The following is a 13,825-nucleotide window of genomic DNA, read 5'->3' on the forward strand; positions in this document are numbered from 1 at the left end:
GAGGGAAACGACATGGTGGAACGTATTGCGGAAGCCGGCTTGCCCGGACTGGAAGAGAAGCTGGTTGGCATCCGCCGCGAGCTGCACCGGAATCCGGAGTTGTCGCTCGAAGAGTTCGAGACGACGGCGGCAATTCGGCGCTGGCTTGCGGAAGCCGGCATTCGGACCGTGGATTACGGTCTGCGGACCGGCGTGATCGCGGAAATCGGCGGTCTGCGGCCCGGCCCGATCGTGGCCGTGCGCGCGGACATCGACGCGCTGCCGATCCAGGAAGAGACGGGTCTGGCCTTCGCGTCGCGAACGCCGGGGCGGATGCATGCGTGCGGCCATGATTTTCATACCGCGGCGGTAATCGGTACGGCGCTGCTGTTGAAGGCGCGCGAGCATGAACTGCGCGGCACGGTGCGGCTGCTGTTCCAGCCCGCGGAGGAGAAGGCGAAGGGCGCGCAGCAGCTGATCGCCGCCGGCGCGCTGGACGGCGTAAGCGCGGTGTTCGGCATGCACAACAAGCCCGACCTGCCCGTTGGCACGGTCGGCATCAAGGAAGGGCCGCTCATGGCGGCCGCGGACGGCTTCGTCGTCGAAGTCGCGGGGCTGGGCTCGCATGCCGCGGTGCCCGAAGCGGGCATCGATCCGATCGTGGCGTCCGCCCATATCATCACGGCGCTGCAGACGATCGTAAGCCGAAGCGTCGGGCCCTTACAAAGCGCGGTCGTCAGCGTCACGAAGCTGCACGGCGGCACGGCCTGGAACGTCATTCCGGACAAAGCGGTGCTCGACGGCACGATCCGCACGTTCGACGAAGAGGTCCGGCAGCATGTGCTGCGCCGGTTCCGCAAAGTGGTCGACGGCGTCGCGGCGGCATGCGGCACGACGGCGGAGATTCGCTGGATACAAGGGCCGCCGCCCGTGACGAACGCTTCGTCGCTCGTGCCGCTGGCGCGGCGCGCCGCATCGGATGCCGGGCTTCAGGCTATCGTGCCGACGCCTTCGCCCGCAGGAGAGGATTTCGCGTTCTACCAACGGGAAGTGCCGGGACTCTTCGTCTTCATGGGTACGTCCGGGAACAGGGAATGGCATCACCCGGGCTTCGATATCGACGAGGGGGCGCTGCTGCCGAGCGCGAAGTTTTTCGCAAGCTTGGCCGAATCGGCGCTGCTGGAACTGACGGCAAATTGATATGAGAATGATTAATTTAAAGACGAATTGATATAAGACGGATTGAAATAAAGACGAATTGATATAAGACGGATTGATATAGCGGCTGATTGCGATGACCGCTCTGCTTGACCCTATATAGCTTTGGCTCTGCCCAAAAACGCAAACGGAGGAATACGCCATGACCGCGAACCAGATTGCTACGCTCTTATTCGATTATGCGGAGCTGCACCGGCAGTTGAAACAGAAGATCAACAACCTGAACGAGGATCAATTGACGTGGAAGGCCGCGACCGGCGTCTGGAGCGTGACGGAGGTGCTGTCGCATTTGGCGGATCACGCAATCGTAGTGGGCTTCCGGATACGCGAGATTCTGGCGGAGTCGCAGGCGAAGCTTCCGGCATTCAACCAGAATGCTTGGGTGGAGTCCTCGTCCGCGAGCAAAGGCTCGGTCGACGATATTCTGGCGTTCTATGATGCTTACTTAACGTACAATCTGCAGCTTCTGAAGCGAATCGCCGCGGAGGATTGGGAGAAGACCGGCGTTAATTTCAAAGACGAGACCGTCACGCTTCGCGATGTCGTCTGGGGCTTCGTCAAACACGTGAATCATCACGTCGGGCAGATCGAACGCATCACGGCCGCGTACGTCGTCGTCTAAGACGAGAAGCAGCCGCAAACTTGAAGGAGGAGATCTTCATGGGCAAATCCCGCAAACAATTAAAACTCGGAGCGCTGCTGCACGGCGTCGGGGGGAATCCCGCCATGTGGCGCCATCCCGACACGCAGCCGGACGCCAGCGTGAACTTCGGGCTCTATAAACAATGGGTGCAGAAGGCGGAAGAAGGCAAGCTGGACTTGATCTTCATCGCGGACGGCCTGTATATCAACGAGAAATCGATTCCGCATTTTCAAAACCGTTTCGAACCGATCTCGCTGCTCAGCGCGCTCGCTTCGGTCAGCAGTCATATCGGGCTTGTCGGCACGCTGTCCACGTCCTACAGCGAACCGTTCACGGTCGCGCGCCAATTCGGCTCGCTGGACGTGCTGAGCGGCGGCCGCGCCGGCTGGAACGTCGTGACGTCGCCGCTGGAAGGTTCGGCGCTGAACTACGGGAAGAAAGAGCATCCGGAGCATGATCTGCGGTATCGGATCGCGACGGAATACCTCGAAGTCACGCGCGGCCTATGGGATTCCTGGGAGGATGACGCGTTCGTGCGGGACAAAGAATCCGGCGTATTCTTCGATCCGGAGAAAGTGCATCCGCTGAACCACGAGGGCGAGTTCTTCTCGGTGAAAGGACCGCTTAACATCGCGCGTTCCAAGCAGGGACGGCCGGTTATTTTCCAAGCGGGCATGTCCGAGGTAGGGAAGAATTACGCGGCGAAGGAAGCGGATGCGATCTTCACGGGGCATGAGAATGTCGAAGACGGAATCGCATTCTACCAGGACGTGAAAGCACGGGCGGCGTCGTTCGGCCGTTCGGCGGACGAGGTGCTCATCTTCCCTGGCATCGGGCCGATCATCGGGGCAACGGAAGAAGAAGCGGAACGCAAGTATCAAGAAGTCGCCAATCTCATCACCATCGAGACGGCGCTTAACTATCTCGGCCGTTTCTTCGAGCATCACGATTTTGCCCAATACCCGCTCGATGAACCGTTCCCGGAGCTTGGCGACCTGGGGCGCAACAGCTTCCAGAGCGGCACGGACAAAATCAAGAGGGACGCGAAGGAGCGCAATCTGACGCTCCGCCAAGTCGCGATCCAAGCGGCGACGCCGAGAAGCCGGTTCATCGGCACGCCGGAGAAGGTCGCGGACGTCATCGAGGAATGGTTCGTGCGCGGCGCGGCCGACGGCTTCATGCTGGCCGAGGCCGTACCGAACGGGCTTAACGACTTCGTCGACCACGTCGTGCCGATCCTGCAGCAGCGCGGCTTATTCCGCACGGAATACGAGAGCGACACGCTCCGCGGTAATTTGGGGTTGGCAATTCCTGCCAACCGCCATTCGCTCGCGAAAGCGTCCATATAAACCGAGGAGGGGTACGCGTGAAGCAGCTTCGAAAGGCCGAAAGGCCTGCCGGAGCTGCTTCTTTTGGCGTTCAGCCGTATTGGCAGCCGCATTCGGCCGCCTCTCTATCATCGCTTGAACCGGCACTCCGAGTAGGAGGACGAATTGAAAGTACGGTAATCCGGCCGCGGCTCATAGTTTCAAATCATTTGGAAAACAGTATTAATATATATCAGATGGTCTCGGCAAACACGCTATAAAGGGAGGCGGCTAAACTTCAAATGACAACGACTACGATTGTCCCTGCGAGCGTGAAGCATAAAGAACGGGTACCGGAGCTTGAAATGCTGCGCGGCATCGCGATTCTAGGCGTACTGATGGTGCATGCCACTTCGTCTGCCGTCGTGACGGTGCAAAATTCATGGGTCCGGGACGCGTACACCATGCTCAATGCGTTCTCGCTGTTTTGCGTGCCGGCGTTTATTTTTCTATCGGGCTTCGTGCTGTTCTACAATTATTTCGATCGTCCGCTGACGGTATCCGGGCTCCGAACGTTCTATGGCAAACGGCTTAAAGGACTTATTCTTCCGTACGTCTTGGTGTCGCTCGGCTATGAGCTGGTGAAGCATATGCTGAACCATCGGGCGTGGGACCCCGCGGCGATGCTGAGGCTGTTCGGGGAGCACTTGCTGGCCGGCAATGCATATCCGCATTTATATTATATTCTGATCACGATTCAGCTTTATCTGCTGTTTCCCTTGCTGCTGCTGTTGTTTCGAAAGGTGCGCGGCTCGGTCGAATGGGCCATTCCGCTCGGCTTCGTCATCCAGTGGGCATTCTATCTGTTGAACCGGAATGTCTGGCATATGGGGGATAAAGGAAGCTGGTCGCTTACGTATTTCTCGGCCTTCCTGCTCGGCGCCTATCTGGGCATGCGCTTCGAGACATTCAGAAGATGGATGCTGGCCACCCAGGTTGAAAGCGCCTCGAGACGACCAGTACGATCGGCAGGAGCAGTTAGAGAACTACCAGCAACTCGAACAATACGAACCGTTCGAACCGTACAGGCAAGACGATCAATTCTGGCAGTGGTACTACTGTCGGCATGGCTGGCAGTGACGGTCGGCTTTATTTGGATGCATGTCGCGAATCGCAGCGGCGCGGCCGTCCCTGATGGATATTGGTTCGAAATCGGGTACAATCTATTTACGCTGTTTACCACGCTGCTCCTGTTGAAAGCCTGCGTATGGATCAGACGGCGAAAGGCGGCACGTCTGCTCTCGTCTATGCTCGCAGATTTGGGCGCATTATCATTCGGTATCTATCTCATTCATCCGATCTTCCTGCTCCTCTACCATCGCCATCCGCCGGCTTCCGCGCAGCCGGTCGTTTATCATTTGTGGACGGCAGGCGGCTACCTGTTTGCCCTGGCGGCATCGCTGCTCGTGTTGATTGCGGCGCATCGCTATATCCGCGGGGCTTGGATTCTCTTCGGTCCGACGCCATCCAGATTTCAGGCACAACCAGCAAACGAGCCGCAAGCAGCCATAGAGCTGGTCCTCGCGAAAGCAGGAAAATAGGTCGTGGGGGTCGGATGTGATTTGGTTATGGCAGGAAGTGGGCTATGAATTGGCCATGAACGAATTTGGAAAACGAACAAGAGGCAGCTCCGAACGACATGTTCGGGGCTGCCTCTTGTTGATGGTTACGCAAGTGCATGCTTTATTTGGCGGCGACTGCCACTTCCTGGACGGCTTTATAGATCGTGTCGAACAGCTCTTCGAGGTTCGCTTCCTCGATGCAGGAGAAAGCGACGCGCAGATCGGTCGAGCCAAGCGCGATCGTGCCGATTCCATATTCGTCGAGCAGGCGCGTCCGCACGGTTTCGGCGTCCGCGGCGTTCAGCTTCAGGCACATGAAGTAGCCGGAGTTGAACGGGTAGTAGGACCAAACGTCGCCGTAGCGGCCGCTGTCGAGCAGATCCTTCACCTTGTTGGCGCGGCCCTTCATGATGGCGAATTTCTCTTCCTTCTGCGCCTCGAAGTCAGGCGATTGCAGCGCCTTCAGGACGAAGGTCTGCGAAGGATGCGGGCCGCTGGAGATCGTCGCGCGGATGATGCCGAGCGTCTTCTGCTCCAGCGCGCTTAAGGTAGCATCGGAGCCGCCTGCGTAGGTGATAAAGCCGACGCGGAAGCCCCATACGTACTCTTCCTTCGTGGCGCCGTCGACCTTGATCGGCAGAATGCGCGGATGCAGGCCAGCCATCTGGCCGAACAGCGATTCCTGCAAGGAGCCTTCGAAGAACAGACCGAAGTAAGCGTCATCCGTGACGGTCACGACATTGATGCCGGCTTCCGCCGCATCGACGAGCGCCGCGAGGATCTCGGCGCCTTCCTCCTTGCCGGGCGTGTAGCCGGTCGGGTTGTTCGGGAAGTTCAGGACGACGATCGCCTTGCCTTTGCTCTTCTGTGCCAGCAGCGCTTCGCGCAGGCCTTGGCTGTTAAAACGGTTTTCGCTGTCGTACAGCGGATATTCAACGATTTCCGCCCCGCGGCGCACGCCGAAGGTCAGCTCGTAATTTTCCCAGTTCTTGTTCGGAATGATGACGGCGTCCCCTGCATCGGCGAACAGATCCGCCACGATGCTGAGGCCATGCGTAAGCGCATTGGTCACGACCGGATTGCCGTACGCCTTGTTCGCGAGCGACGGATTTTCCTTGAGCATTTTGGTACGCCATGCGGTACGCAGCTCGGGCTTGCCGGCTGGAGGCGCATACTCGTACAGATCCTTCGGATTGTACGCGGAGAGCGTATCCTGGATGACCTTCAGATGCATCGGCTGACCGTTCTCGATTGCAATGCCGATCGTTGCGTTGTATTTCTTCGCCTTCGCTTTTGCTTCGGCCGATTGGCTCAAAATGCCTTCCTTCGGGAAATAAATGGCTTTACCGAGTGCGGATAACATTTGGAAAACGTGGACGTTCTCGCGCTCAATCGTCGCGTTCAATTGCTGGGCAAGTGGGTTCATGGACTTTATTCATCCCTTCAGTGGTTCAGTCTCGTATTTGTTGATTTCCCATCGGAAACCGATTAGTCGATATTATACCACTTTAGAGGAGCGAAAGACTACGGCTGCCCCGTCACTTTTCAAACAATAATCGAAAAAATGGATCTCCGATGCATGTCACGTTGGCAAAGGATTCACAGTATTGTATGATGGCTTCGACATTGTTTTTGCTTGGGGGAGGAATCCGAGGATGCTGCACTGTTCGCCGTCATCGTTTCAATTGAAGCCCGCCTTCGCTAAAATCGTCTGCGAGCCTGGATGGAAATGGCAAAAACGCGAAAAGCCCTTGTCGAATTACGATCTATTCTATGTATGGAGCGGCAGCGGGGAAGTCATGCTGAACGGCGTGCCGGTTCCCGTAAGCAAGGGCAGCTGCTTCCTGTTTCGGCCGGGCGACTTCACAAGCGCGACGCATGATCCGCAGCGGCCGCTCGTTTTGACGTACATCCATTTCGACGTTACGGAACCGGTCGACATGATCCCGGAATCGTACCGGACGCTGGAAGAGACGGTCGACTTCGAATACTTGCTGGTTCGGTATGTCAGACTGTTCCTGGTCAAGACATACGCGGCAGAGGAAGAAGCGCAGCTGATCCTGAAGCAGCTGATCATCCATCTGCTTCGTGCGGACCGGGAAGCTCCCGTGGAACGCAAGTCGAGCAATCAGCTGACGGAAGCGATTCACGAGATCGCCAACTTCATCCGCCAGAATCCCGGCATCGCGCACCGCGTCGAGGATTTGGCGCTGCGCGCTCAGCTGTCGCCGCGGTATTTCTCGATCAAATTCAAAGAGATGATCGGTTCCTCGGTCCAATCTTATTTGATTCGGACTCGGATCGAACGGGCGCAGCATCTGCTGATGCATGCCGGGATGAACGTGACGGAGGTTGCGGACGCGCTCGGGTACCGGGATATTTTCTTCTTCAGCAGGCAGTTCAAGCAGTATACGGGCAAGAGCCCGTCGGAGATCCGATAGGGCGGCTCGACCTGAATTCGTACATCCAAGGAGGACGCAGCGCATGACAAACAAGACACACTCCGGCAATCCTATATTTCCAGGCTGGTATGCAGACCCGGAGGCGCGTATTTTCGTGGGACGCTACTGGATCTACCCGACGTATTCCGCGCCTTACGAGGAGCAGACGTATCTGGACGCCTTTCATTCGGACGACCTGGTCCATTGGACGAAAGTAGAGCGGGTTCTTCGGATGGAAGATTTCGCTTGGATCCATAAAGCCGTATGGGCGCCGTCGCCGATCGAACGCAATGGCAAGTATTATATCTACTTCTCCGGCAATGATATTCAAAACGACGACGAGCTCGGCGGCATCGGCGTCGGCGTGTCGGATCGTCCCGAGGGGCCATTCCTGGACGCGATCGGCAAGCCGCTCATCGACCGCTTCCATATGAGCGCGCAGCCGATCGATCCGCATGCGTTCATCGACGACGACGGACAAGCCTATCTCTATTACGGCGGCTGGAAGCATTGCAACGTGGCCAAGCTGAACGAGGATATGATCAGCTTCAGCCCGTTCGAGGACGGCGAGCTGTTCAAATCCGTGACGCCGAAGGATTATGTCGAGGGTCCGTGCATGATCAAGCGCGACGGGAAATACGTCTTCATGTGGGCCGAAGGCGGCTGGGGAACGCCGGATTACCGGGTTGCCTATGCGGTCTCCGACTCTCCGGTCGGACCGTTCGAGCGGTTGGAAACAGTGCTTCAGCAGGATCCGGAAGTCGCGACCAGCGCAGGGCATCACGGTTTCCTGCACATCCCCGGCACGGACGACTATTACATCGTGTACCACCGCCGTCCGCTGGAGGAAACGAACCGCCATCACCGCGTCGTCTGCATCGATGAGATGCGTTTCCGCGAGGACGGCACGATCGAACCGGTCAAGCCGACGTTCGAGGGCGTTGCTGCACGCAAGCTGGCGCAATCATAGTTAGTAGTTAGAAGCAGTAATGAAAGCGCAAAACGGAGCCCCGGGCGATAATCGCCTGAGGCTCCGTTTTTTGGTGCCGTGCCTACTCCCCGGTCGCTTCCTTGGCATGCGGACAGTAGCGGTTCATTAGCGCGATCGTCTCGGCATCCTGCGGCAAGCCGCGCTCCGCCAGCTGCGCGGTGATGGACTCGCGGTCAGGCTGCTTCAGGTTCTGGCCGAACTTAAATTTTCCTATCACCCGGTCCGCATCGATACGCACGACGGCTACGCCTTTCAGGCGCGGGATGTAATCGGGATCCTCGGAATCGATTTCCTTGTAGCCGCCCTCCGGCTGCAGCTTGCGCATGAGGGCTTCCAGCGCCGCTGCTTTCTCCGCGGGATCGTCGACGACGACGGCATGTCCGTCGACACGCACCGATTTGAAATAAGCCGTCGCCGGGCAGGCCATTAGCGGATCGCTGAAGTACGACGGGATGACGGCATACTCCTTTGCGGCCATGAAGGTGACACGCTGGTTTTTCTTTAGTTGGGTCATTTTCTCCCCGATCCGGCTGCCGTGAAAATAGATGGATCCGCCCACGTAAACGAAGTTGAGCGGCGTCATCGAGGGCTCTCCGTCAGGCGTGGCGGTACCGAGAAAGCCAAAGCTCATCTCTTCCAAGAAGCTTGTGATTTCTTCCTGATCTTCGTTGATTTCGAATTCCGCTCTGCGCATAGGGTTTCCTCCATTCTTCCAATCGAATGTTCCTAGCATACCGTGCACATTGACAATCCAAAAGATCCAATTATGATTACTTTTATTGGACCACTATTTGGAGAAGAGGCTGCTGAGAAAGGCAGGTGACAAGATGGATATCGATTTTCGCATGGCGTACGAACGTTATTACGAGGAGCTGGGACGCAAGACGGAAGCCGTATTCCAAGCGCTGCGGGAGAACATCGTGAACGGAACGCTGCCCCCCGGGACGAGGCTGCCGTCGAGCCGCAAGCTGGCCGATTTGTACGGCTTGTCGCGCGGCTCCGTGAACGCGGCGTACGATATGCTCATCGCGGAGGGGTTCGCGCGGGCGGAAGGGGGCAGCGGGACCTTCGTTTCGTTCGGCGTCCCGCTGCAAGGAAGCGGCAATGCTTCGGGTAAGCCTGCCGGAGCCGCGCCGCTCGCGCTGTCGGCTTGGGGCGAACGATTGGTGGTATCGAAAGAGCGGTTCAGTTTCATCGAGAGTCATCCGCTGAATCCGAACGACGGGCTTCGGGCAGGGATCAGCTTTCGCTTGCGGGAAACGGAATCGAATCTGTTTCCGGCCGGAGAATGGAAATCCGCCTTGTATGCGGAGATCAGGGACATGATGGAGGCGTTCCCGGCCATAACGGCTCCTCCGGATGGGTACCTTCCTTTGCGAGAGGCGATCGCGCATGACCTCCGCCGAGAACGAGGCATTCGTGCCGATGCCGCCAGCGTCATGATTACGAACGGTTCCATGCAGGCGATCGCGCTGTTGTCCATGCTGCTCGTCGAACCCGGCATGCCCGTAGTGGTGGAGAATCCGAGTTATTCCGGCATTAAGCGTGCCATCACCGCGCAAGGAGGGACGCTGCTGGCAGCCGCCGTCGACGATCACGGCATCGTGCCGGCGAATTGGGAAGCAAACCTGCTGCTCGTCACGCCGACCCGGCAGTTCCCGACCGGTGCCGTGCTGTCGGCTTCGCGGCGCGCTCAGCTGCTAGCGTGGGCATCGCGGCGTGGAGCCGTCATTGTCGAGGACGATTACGACAGCGAGCTGCGCTGGGGCGGACGGCCCGTGGAGCCGCTGAAGGCGCTGGATCGCGAGGGCCGCGTCGTCTACATCGGTACGTTCTCGAAGACGATGTTCGTGGATTTGCGCCTCGGTTATGTCGTTCTTCCGAACTCCTTGCAGGAGCCGTTCAGACTGGCGAAGGCGCTGCTCGAGCCGCATCCGTCGGCGCTGGTGGAGCAGCGGGCGATGGCGCGTTTTATCGGAGGCGGTGCCTATGCGAAGCATGTCCGGCGCATGAAGCGGATCATCGGGAGAAGGCTGCGGACGTTTCAGGAAGAGGTGGATGCGCGTCTCGCCCGCTGGTTCCGTTTCGTGCCTGCGGATGCGGGGCTGCATATGTTCGCGGAGTGGCGAGGGGATGCCCGGCGATATGCCGTGCTGAGGGAACGCTGCGCCGAACGGGGCGTCGATTGGTCCGTCGGGGATTCACTATGGGAGGGCGGGGCGCCTAGGTGCTCGGCATTGTTCGGGTTCGCGCATTTGCGGGAAGAGCAGATTGTACGAGGCGGGGCGATTATCGAGGCGGCGTGCATAGAGCTGGATCGTGGCTAAGGCTGGTATGGAATTATCGCTGGTCGGCTGTTACGCCGACCGACTAGTGCAGCCGCGGTTGGTCAGCGCAAAAGTATGCTATTCGAAAATAGGTGGATGAAAAATATTCCTTTCTAAGTTATGATGGTTAAAAAGAACTAGTCATAGCGAGGGGATCATATGTCTATAGAACTAAACGTTGCGCATTGTCCCGAATGCGGGAACATTTTTCAGAAGAACCTGCGCAATATGTGCTCGAACTGCATGGCTAGCGAGGACCAAGAGATCGACGCGATCGAGAGGGCGCTGCGGCGCAATCGTTTCATGACGAACGAACAAGCAGGGGAAGCGGCGGTCGTTCCCGTCCCGCGCATTCGGAGCCTGATCCGCCGAAACCGGCTGAAGCTTTACGAGTACCCCAATTTGGCAGACGCCTGCGACCTCTGCGGGGAAGCGACCCGGCAGGGAAAGCTGTGCGGGGCTTGCTTGAAGCGGATTAAAGGCGAGATCGAACAGGACCGGGAAAAGCTGCTTGTCAAGCGCGAGCAGGTATTCTTGATGAAGCATAGACGCTGATTCGGGATGTTCATATAAGCAAAAGCAAAGCACAAACGGCAGGCCACTTGGCCTGCCGTTTTCGTTAGCGTTGGTGCATATGCGATTTCCATGCTATACCGTATGGGGATTAACGCTGCTTTCTTTCGTCGCGACGCTAGCTTGGTACAAGCGTGCCGAGCTTCTCGCCCATGCGCACCTTGAGGCCGGTTTGCATGTCCGTTCGCGGTTTGAAGCTGTCGTCCTCCGTGAGGAGCACGACGGTGGAACCGAATTCGAAGTAGGCGAGGTCGTCGCCTTTCTCCATTTTGTCGCGCAGCGGCTGAACGTATTGAATGCTGCTGACGTTCATGGCGCCGACTTTGACGATCGCCGTCTCGGCGCTTGCATGGCGCATGTACGTGATCAGCCGTTCATTGCGGCTTAGCACGCGGCGCATATGGCGGAGACCGAAATCGTTGACGGGATAAACCTTGCCTTCGACATGCTCGCGTTCCACGATGGTGCCGGCGATCGGCGTATGTATGCGATGATAATCGGTCGGGCTTAAGTAGAGGACCATATAGTAGCCGTTCTTGTAATTCTCCATGCGCGGCGAGAGGTTCAGCAGTTCCTCGATCGTATAATCCTGGCCTTTGACGTTCAGGATCGTCCCTTGCTTAATCGGTCCGCAGCCGGTGACGAGCGCATCCACAGGACTGACGAGCGCGTTCGGGTCCGTATCGATCGGCCGTGAGCCCGCTTTCAAACGCCTCGTGAAAAATTCGTTGAGCGTGCGGTATTCATGCAGCTGTTTCTCCGCTTCCTGAACGGCGATGCCGTACATCCGGGCGAATCTAGGAATAAAGCGCCGGCTGGCCGGCGACTGGGCGAATCGACCGGTTATGCGCGAAATCCATTTGCGCGAGCTTAGCTCGGTCATGGATCGGAGCAGCCATTTGGTCATGCCGGAAGTTCACGTCCTCTCTTGATAGGGGCAGTTCTAGATGGTTTGGGACTAGTGTGACATATCGCGGGGCAATTATCAATAGACGACATTTCCAGATGTTTAAGCCGGCTCCCGTCTGCGAATGATGGGGATGAGGTGATTGCGATGCTAGGATTGGTAATATTGGCCGCCGTTGTCGGCGGGGTACTGCTGCTTTGGCTGAGGCTTGCTCACGAGAGTGCCAGGTGGCTGCTGGACGTGCTGGCGGTTGCGGCCTATTTGTTATTCTTTGGGGAATCCGCCCATGCCGTGATGAAGACGCTGCTCGATGATACGGTGTTCATGACCCAGGTGCACGAGGTGCTGCTAAGCCCGCTGTTTCTGATCAGCGGCGCCTATTTCGGCCCGTACGGCTTAAGTCTCCTGCTGGCTCAAATATGGCGGAGGGACAAATAGTTGGGCCGGCCGCAGTGAGGCGAAACAGGCGTATGGCGGTTGCCGGCTTGGCTTCGCCGCGTATGCTGTAACAGCACATTTTCTAATCGGAGAGGCGGTCTGCGCGCCATGGATAAACCCAAAGTCGCCTTTGTGACGCCGGGTACGTTTCCTCTGCCTTCCCCTACCAGCAGCTCCGTCGAGCGAGTCGTCGAGAAAACCGTGCCGCTCCTCGTTCCCTATGTCGATGCTCATATTTACGGGCGTCTCAGCCGTTCGCTCGGCAAGCGGGGGAACGTCGGCGGAGCGGCAATCGAGCGGTTTCCGGCTGCGAGCAAGCAGCGTTATATCCAGTGCGTCAGACGCGCGGTCGGCAAGCTGCGGCTTGACGTCCTGCAAGTGGAGAACCGTCCGCGCTACGTACTCAAGCTGAAGCAGGCGCAGCCTGCGAAGCAGATTTGGCTGAACCTGCATTCCAATACGTTCATTCGGGAGCGGGCCATCCCGTCGCAGACGTTGTCCCGTTGTTTTCACGCGGCCGACCGCATCATCGTGAACAGCGAGTTTCTAAAGGAGGATGCGGCGAATCGCGTGCCGGGGTGCGCGCATAAGCTGTGCGTCGTCTATCCGGGCGTGGACGTGGAGCGTTTCCCATCGCAATATTCGGCGGCGGGTTCGCTGCGAAGAGCGGAGCTCCGCAGGAGGCGCAATTGGCTCGGGCGCAGCGTCGTGCTGTTCATGGGCCGGCTTCAGGAGATCAAAGGGGTCCATCATCTGCTCAAGCTGATGCCACAGCTGATCAAAGAGCATCCATCCGTGCTGCTCGTGATCGTCGGCGGCGCGTTCTACGGCTCGAATCGGACAACCGCCTACGTCCGCATGCTGCACCGGCTGGGACGCACGATGAAGGGTCATGTGACCTTCGTCCCGTACGTGCCGTATTCCGAGGTGCCGAGCTGGTTTCTCGGGGCTGACGTCGCGGTCGTTCCGTCCGGCAACCGGGAGGCGTTCGGTCTCGTGAACGTGGAGGCGATGGCCTGCGGGCTGCCTGTCGTCGCGACCCGCGCGGGCGGCATGAAGGAAATTATCGATGACGGCGTGACGGGGTATTTGGTGGACCCGGAGCATGTCGTGACGGAGATGCGCTCGCGGCTGCTGGAGCTCTTGTGCAACGAACGGCTGCGCCAAGAGATGGGCTGCCAAAGCCGCAAACGGGTAGAGCAGCACTTCACGTGGCAGCATTCGGCGAACCGCTGGCTGGAGCTGTTGAGAGAGCCGTAATGGCAGGAGAGAAGCAGCACTGTAAAAATAAGGTTGATAATTGTCGGATGTGTGCGTAAAATAGGGAGTAATTCGAGAACTTATGGATCCTAAGCAACAGGAAGCACCTGATTGCAGGC

The 13,825-nt window shown here is 58.2% G+C and carries 13 protein-coding genes; 10 read left to right on the plus strand and 3 right to left on the minus strand.

The window, feature by feature from the left end; translation table 11 throughout:
* Window positions 1-12 precede the first annotated feature (12 nt).
* The 4 genes from GT003_RS22015 (at window position 13) to GT003_RS22030 (ending at window position 4,748) form a co-directional block, all read left to right on the plus strand.
* Entirely contained in the window at window positions 13-1,179 is a 1,167-nt protein-coding gene (locus tag GT003_RS22015) for an amidohydrolase (protein ID WP_161701894.1), read from the plus strand.
* A 160-nt stretch (window positions 1,180-1,339) separates the two neighbouring features.
* Complete coding sequence (locus tag GT003_RS22020) at window positions 1,340-1,819, plus strand: DinB family protein (protein WP_161701896.1); 480 nt, start codon at window positions 1,340-1,342, stop codon at window positions 1,817-1,819.
* 38 nt (window positions 1,820-1,857) lie between these two features.
* The gene (locus GT003_RS22025; RefSeq protein WP_161701898.1) at window positions 1,858-3,189 is read left to right on the plus strand and encodes an LLM class flavin-dependent oxidoreductase; all 1,332 of its coding nucleotides are present in this window, start codon (window positions 1,858-1,860) and stop codon (window positions 3,187-3,189) included.
* A 260-nt stretch (window positions 3,190-3,449) separates the two neighbouring features.
* The gene (locus GT003_RS22030) at window positions 3,450-4,748 is read left to right on the plus strand and encodes an acyltransferase (RefSeq protein ID WP_161701900.1); all 1,299 of its coding nucleotides are present in this window, start codon (window positions 3,450-3,452) and stop codon (window positions 4,746-4,748) included.
* A 142-nt stretch (window positions 4,749-4,890) separates the two neighbouring features.
* Here the strand turns inward: GT003_RS22030 and GT003_RS22035 are convergent, their stop codons facing one another.
* Window positions 4,891-6,195, minus strand: a complete 1,305-nt coding sequence (locus GT003_RS22035; protein WP_161701902.1) for an aminotransferase class I/II-fold pyridoxal phosphate-dependent enzyme — start codon at window positions 6,193-6,195, stop codon at window positions 4,891-4,893.
* 229 nt (window positions 6,196-6,424) lie between these two features.
* Between GT003_RS22035 and GT003_RS22040 the strand changes: the two genes are divergently transcribed.
* Window positions 6,425-7,210: a helix-turn-helix domain-containing protein gene (locus tag GT003_RS22040; RefSeq protein ID WP_161701905.1), complete on the plus strand. Its 786-nt coding sequence runs from the start codon at window positions 6,425-6,427 to the stop codon at window positions 7,208-7,210.
* Between the two features lie 43 nt (window positions 7,211-7,253).
* Entirely contained in the window at window positions 7,254-8,180 is a 927-nt protein-coding gene (locus GT003_RS22045) for a glycoside hydrolase family 43 protein (protein ID WP_161701907.1), read from the plus strand.
* A gap of 82 nt (window positions 8,181-8,262) precedes the next feature.
* On the opposite strand, the gene GT003_RS22050 is transcribed toward GT003_RS22045, so the two are convergent.
* On the minus strand, window positions 8,263-8,895 hold the full coding sequence (locus GT003_RS22050; RefSeq protein ID WP_161701909.1) for a pyridoxamine 5'-phosphate oxidase family protein: 633 nt from the start codon (window positions 8,893-8,895) through the stop codon (window positions 8,263-8,265).
* Between the two features lie 133 nt (window positions 8,896-9,028).
* Between GT003_RS22050 and pdxR the strand changes: the two genes are divergently transcribed.
* Both pdxR and GT003_RS22060 read left to right on the plus strand, forming a co-directional pair.
* A complete protein-coding gene (gene pdxR / locus GT003_RS22055; protein ID WP_161701911.1) occupies window positions 9,029-10,528 on the plus strand; it encodes a MocR-like pyridoxine biosynthesis transcription factor PdxR in 1,500 nt (499 codons plus the stop codon).
* 159 nt (window positions 10,529-10,687) lie between these two features.
* Window positions 10,688-11,083 (plus strand): hypothetical protein, encoded by a 396-nt coding sequence (locus GT003_RS22060; protein WP_161701913.1) that lies wholly within the window; start codon window positions 10,688-10,690, stop codon window positions 11,081-11,083.
* Window positions 11,084-11,219: 136 nt separating this feature from the next.
* On the opposite strand, the gene GT003_RS22065 is transcribed toward GT003_RS22060, so the two are convergent.
* A complete protein-coding gene (locus GT003_RS22065) occupies window positions 11,220-12,008 on the minus strand; it encodes a phosphatidylserine decarboxylase (RefSeq protein ID WP_161701915.1) in 789 nt (262 codons plus the stop codon).
* Window positions 12,009-12,155: 147 nt separating this feature from the next.
* Here GT003_RS22065 and GT003_RS22070 point away from each other — a divergent pair, with 147 nt between their 5' ends.
* Entirely contained in the window at window positions 12,156-12,446 is a 291-nt protein-coding gene (locus GT003_RS22070) for a hypothetical protein (RefSeq protein WP_161701917.1), read from the plus strand.
* Window positions 12,447-12,554: 108 nt separating this feature from the next.
* A complete protein-coding gene (locus GT003_RS22075) occupies window positions 12,555-13,706 on the plus strand; it encodes a glycosyltransferase family 4 protein (protein WP_161701919.1) in 1,152 nt (383 codons plus the stop codon).
* The last annotated feature ends 119 nt before the right edge of the window (window positions 13,707-13,825 follow it).

This window comes from Paenibacillus sacheonensis (assembly GCF_009909195.1).
Lineage (GTDB): Bacteria > Bacillota > Bacilli > Paenibacillales > Paenibacillaceae > Paenibacillus_Z > Paenibacillus_Z sacheonensis.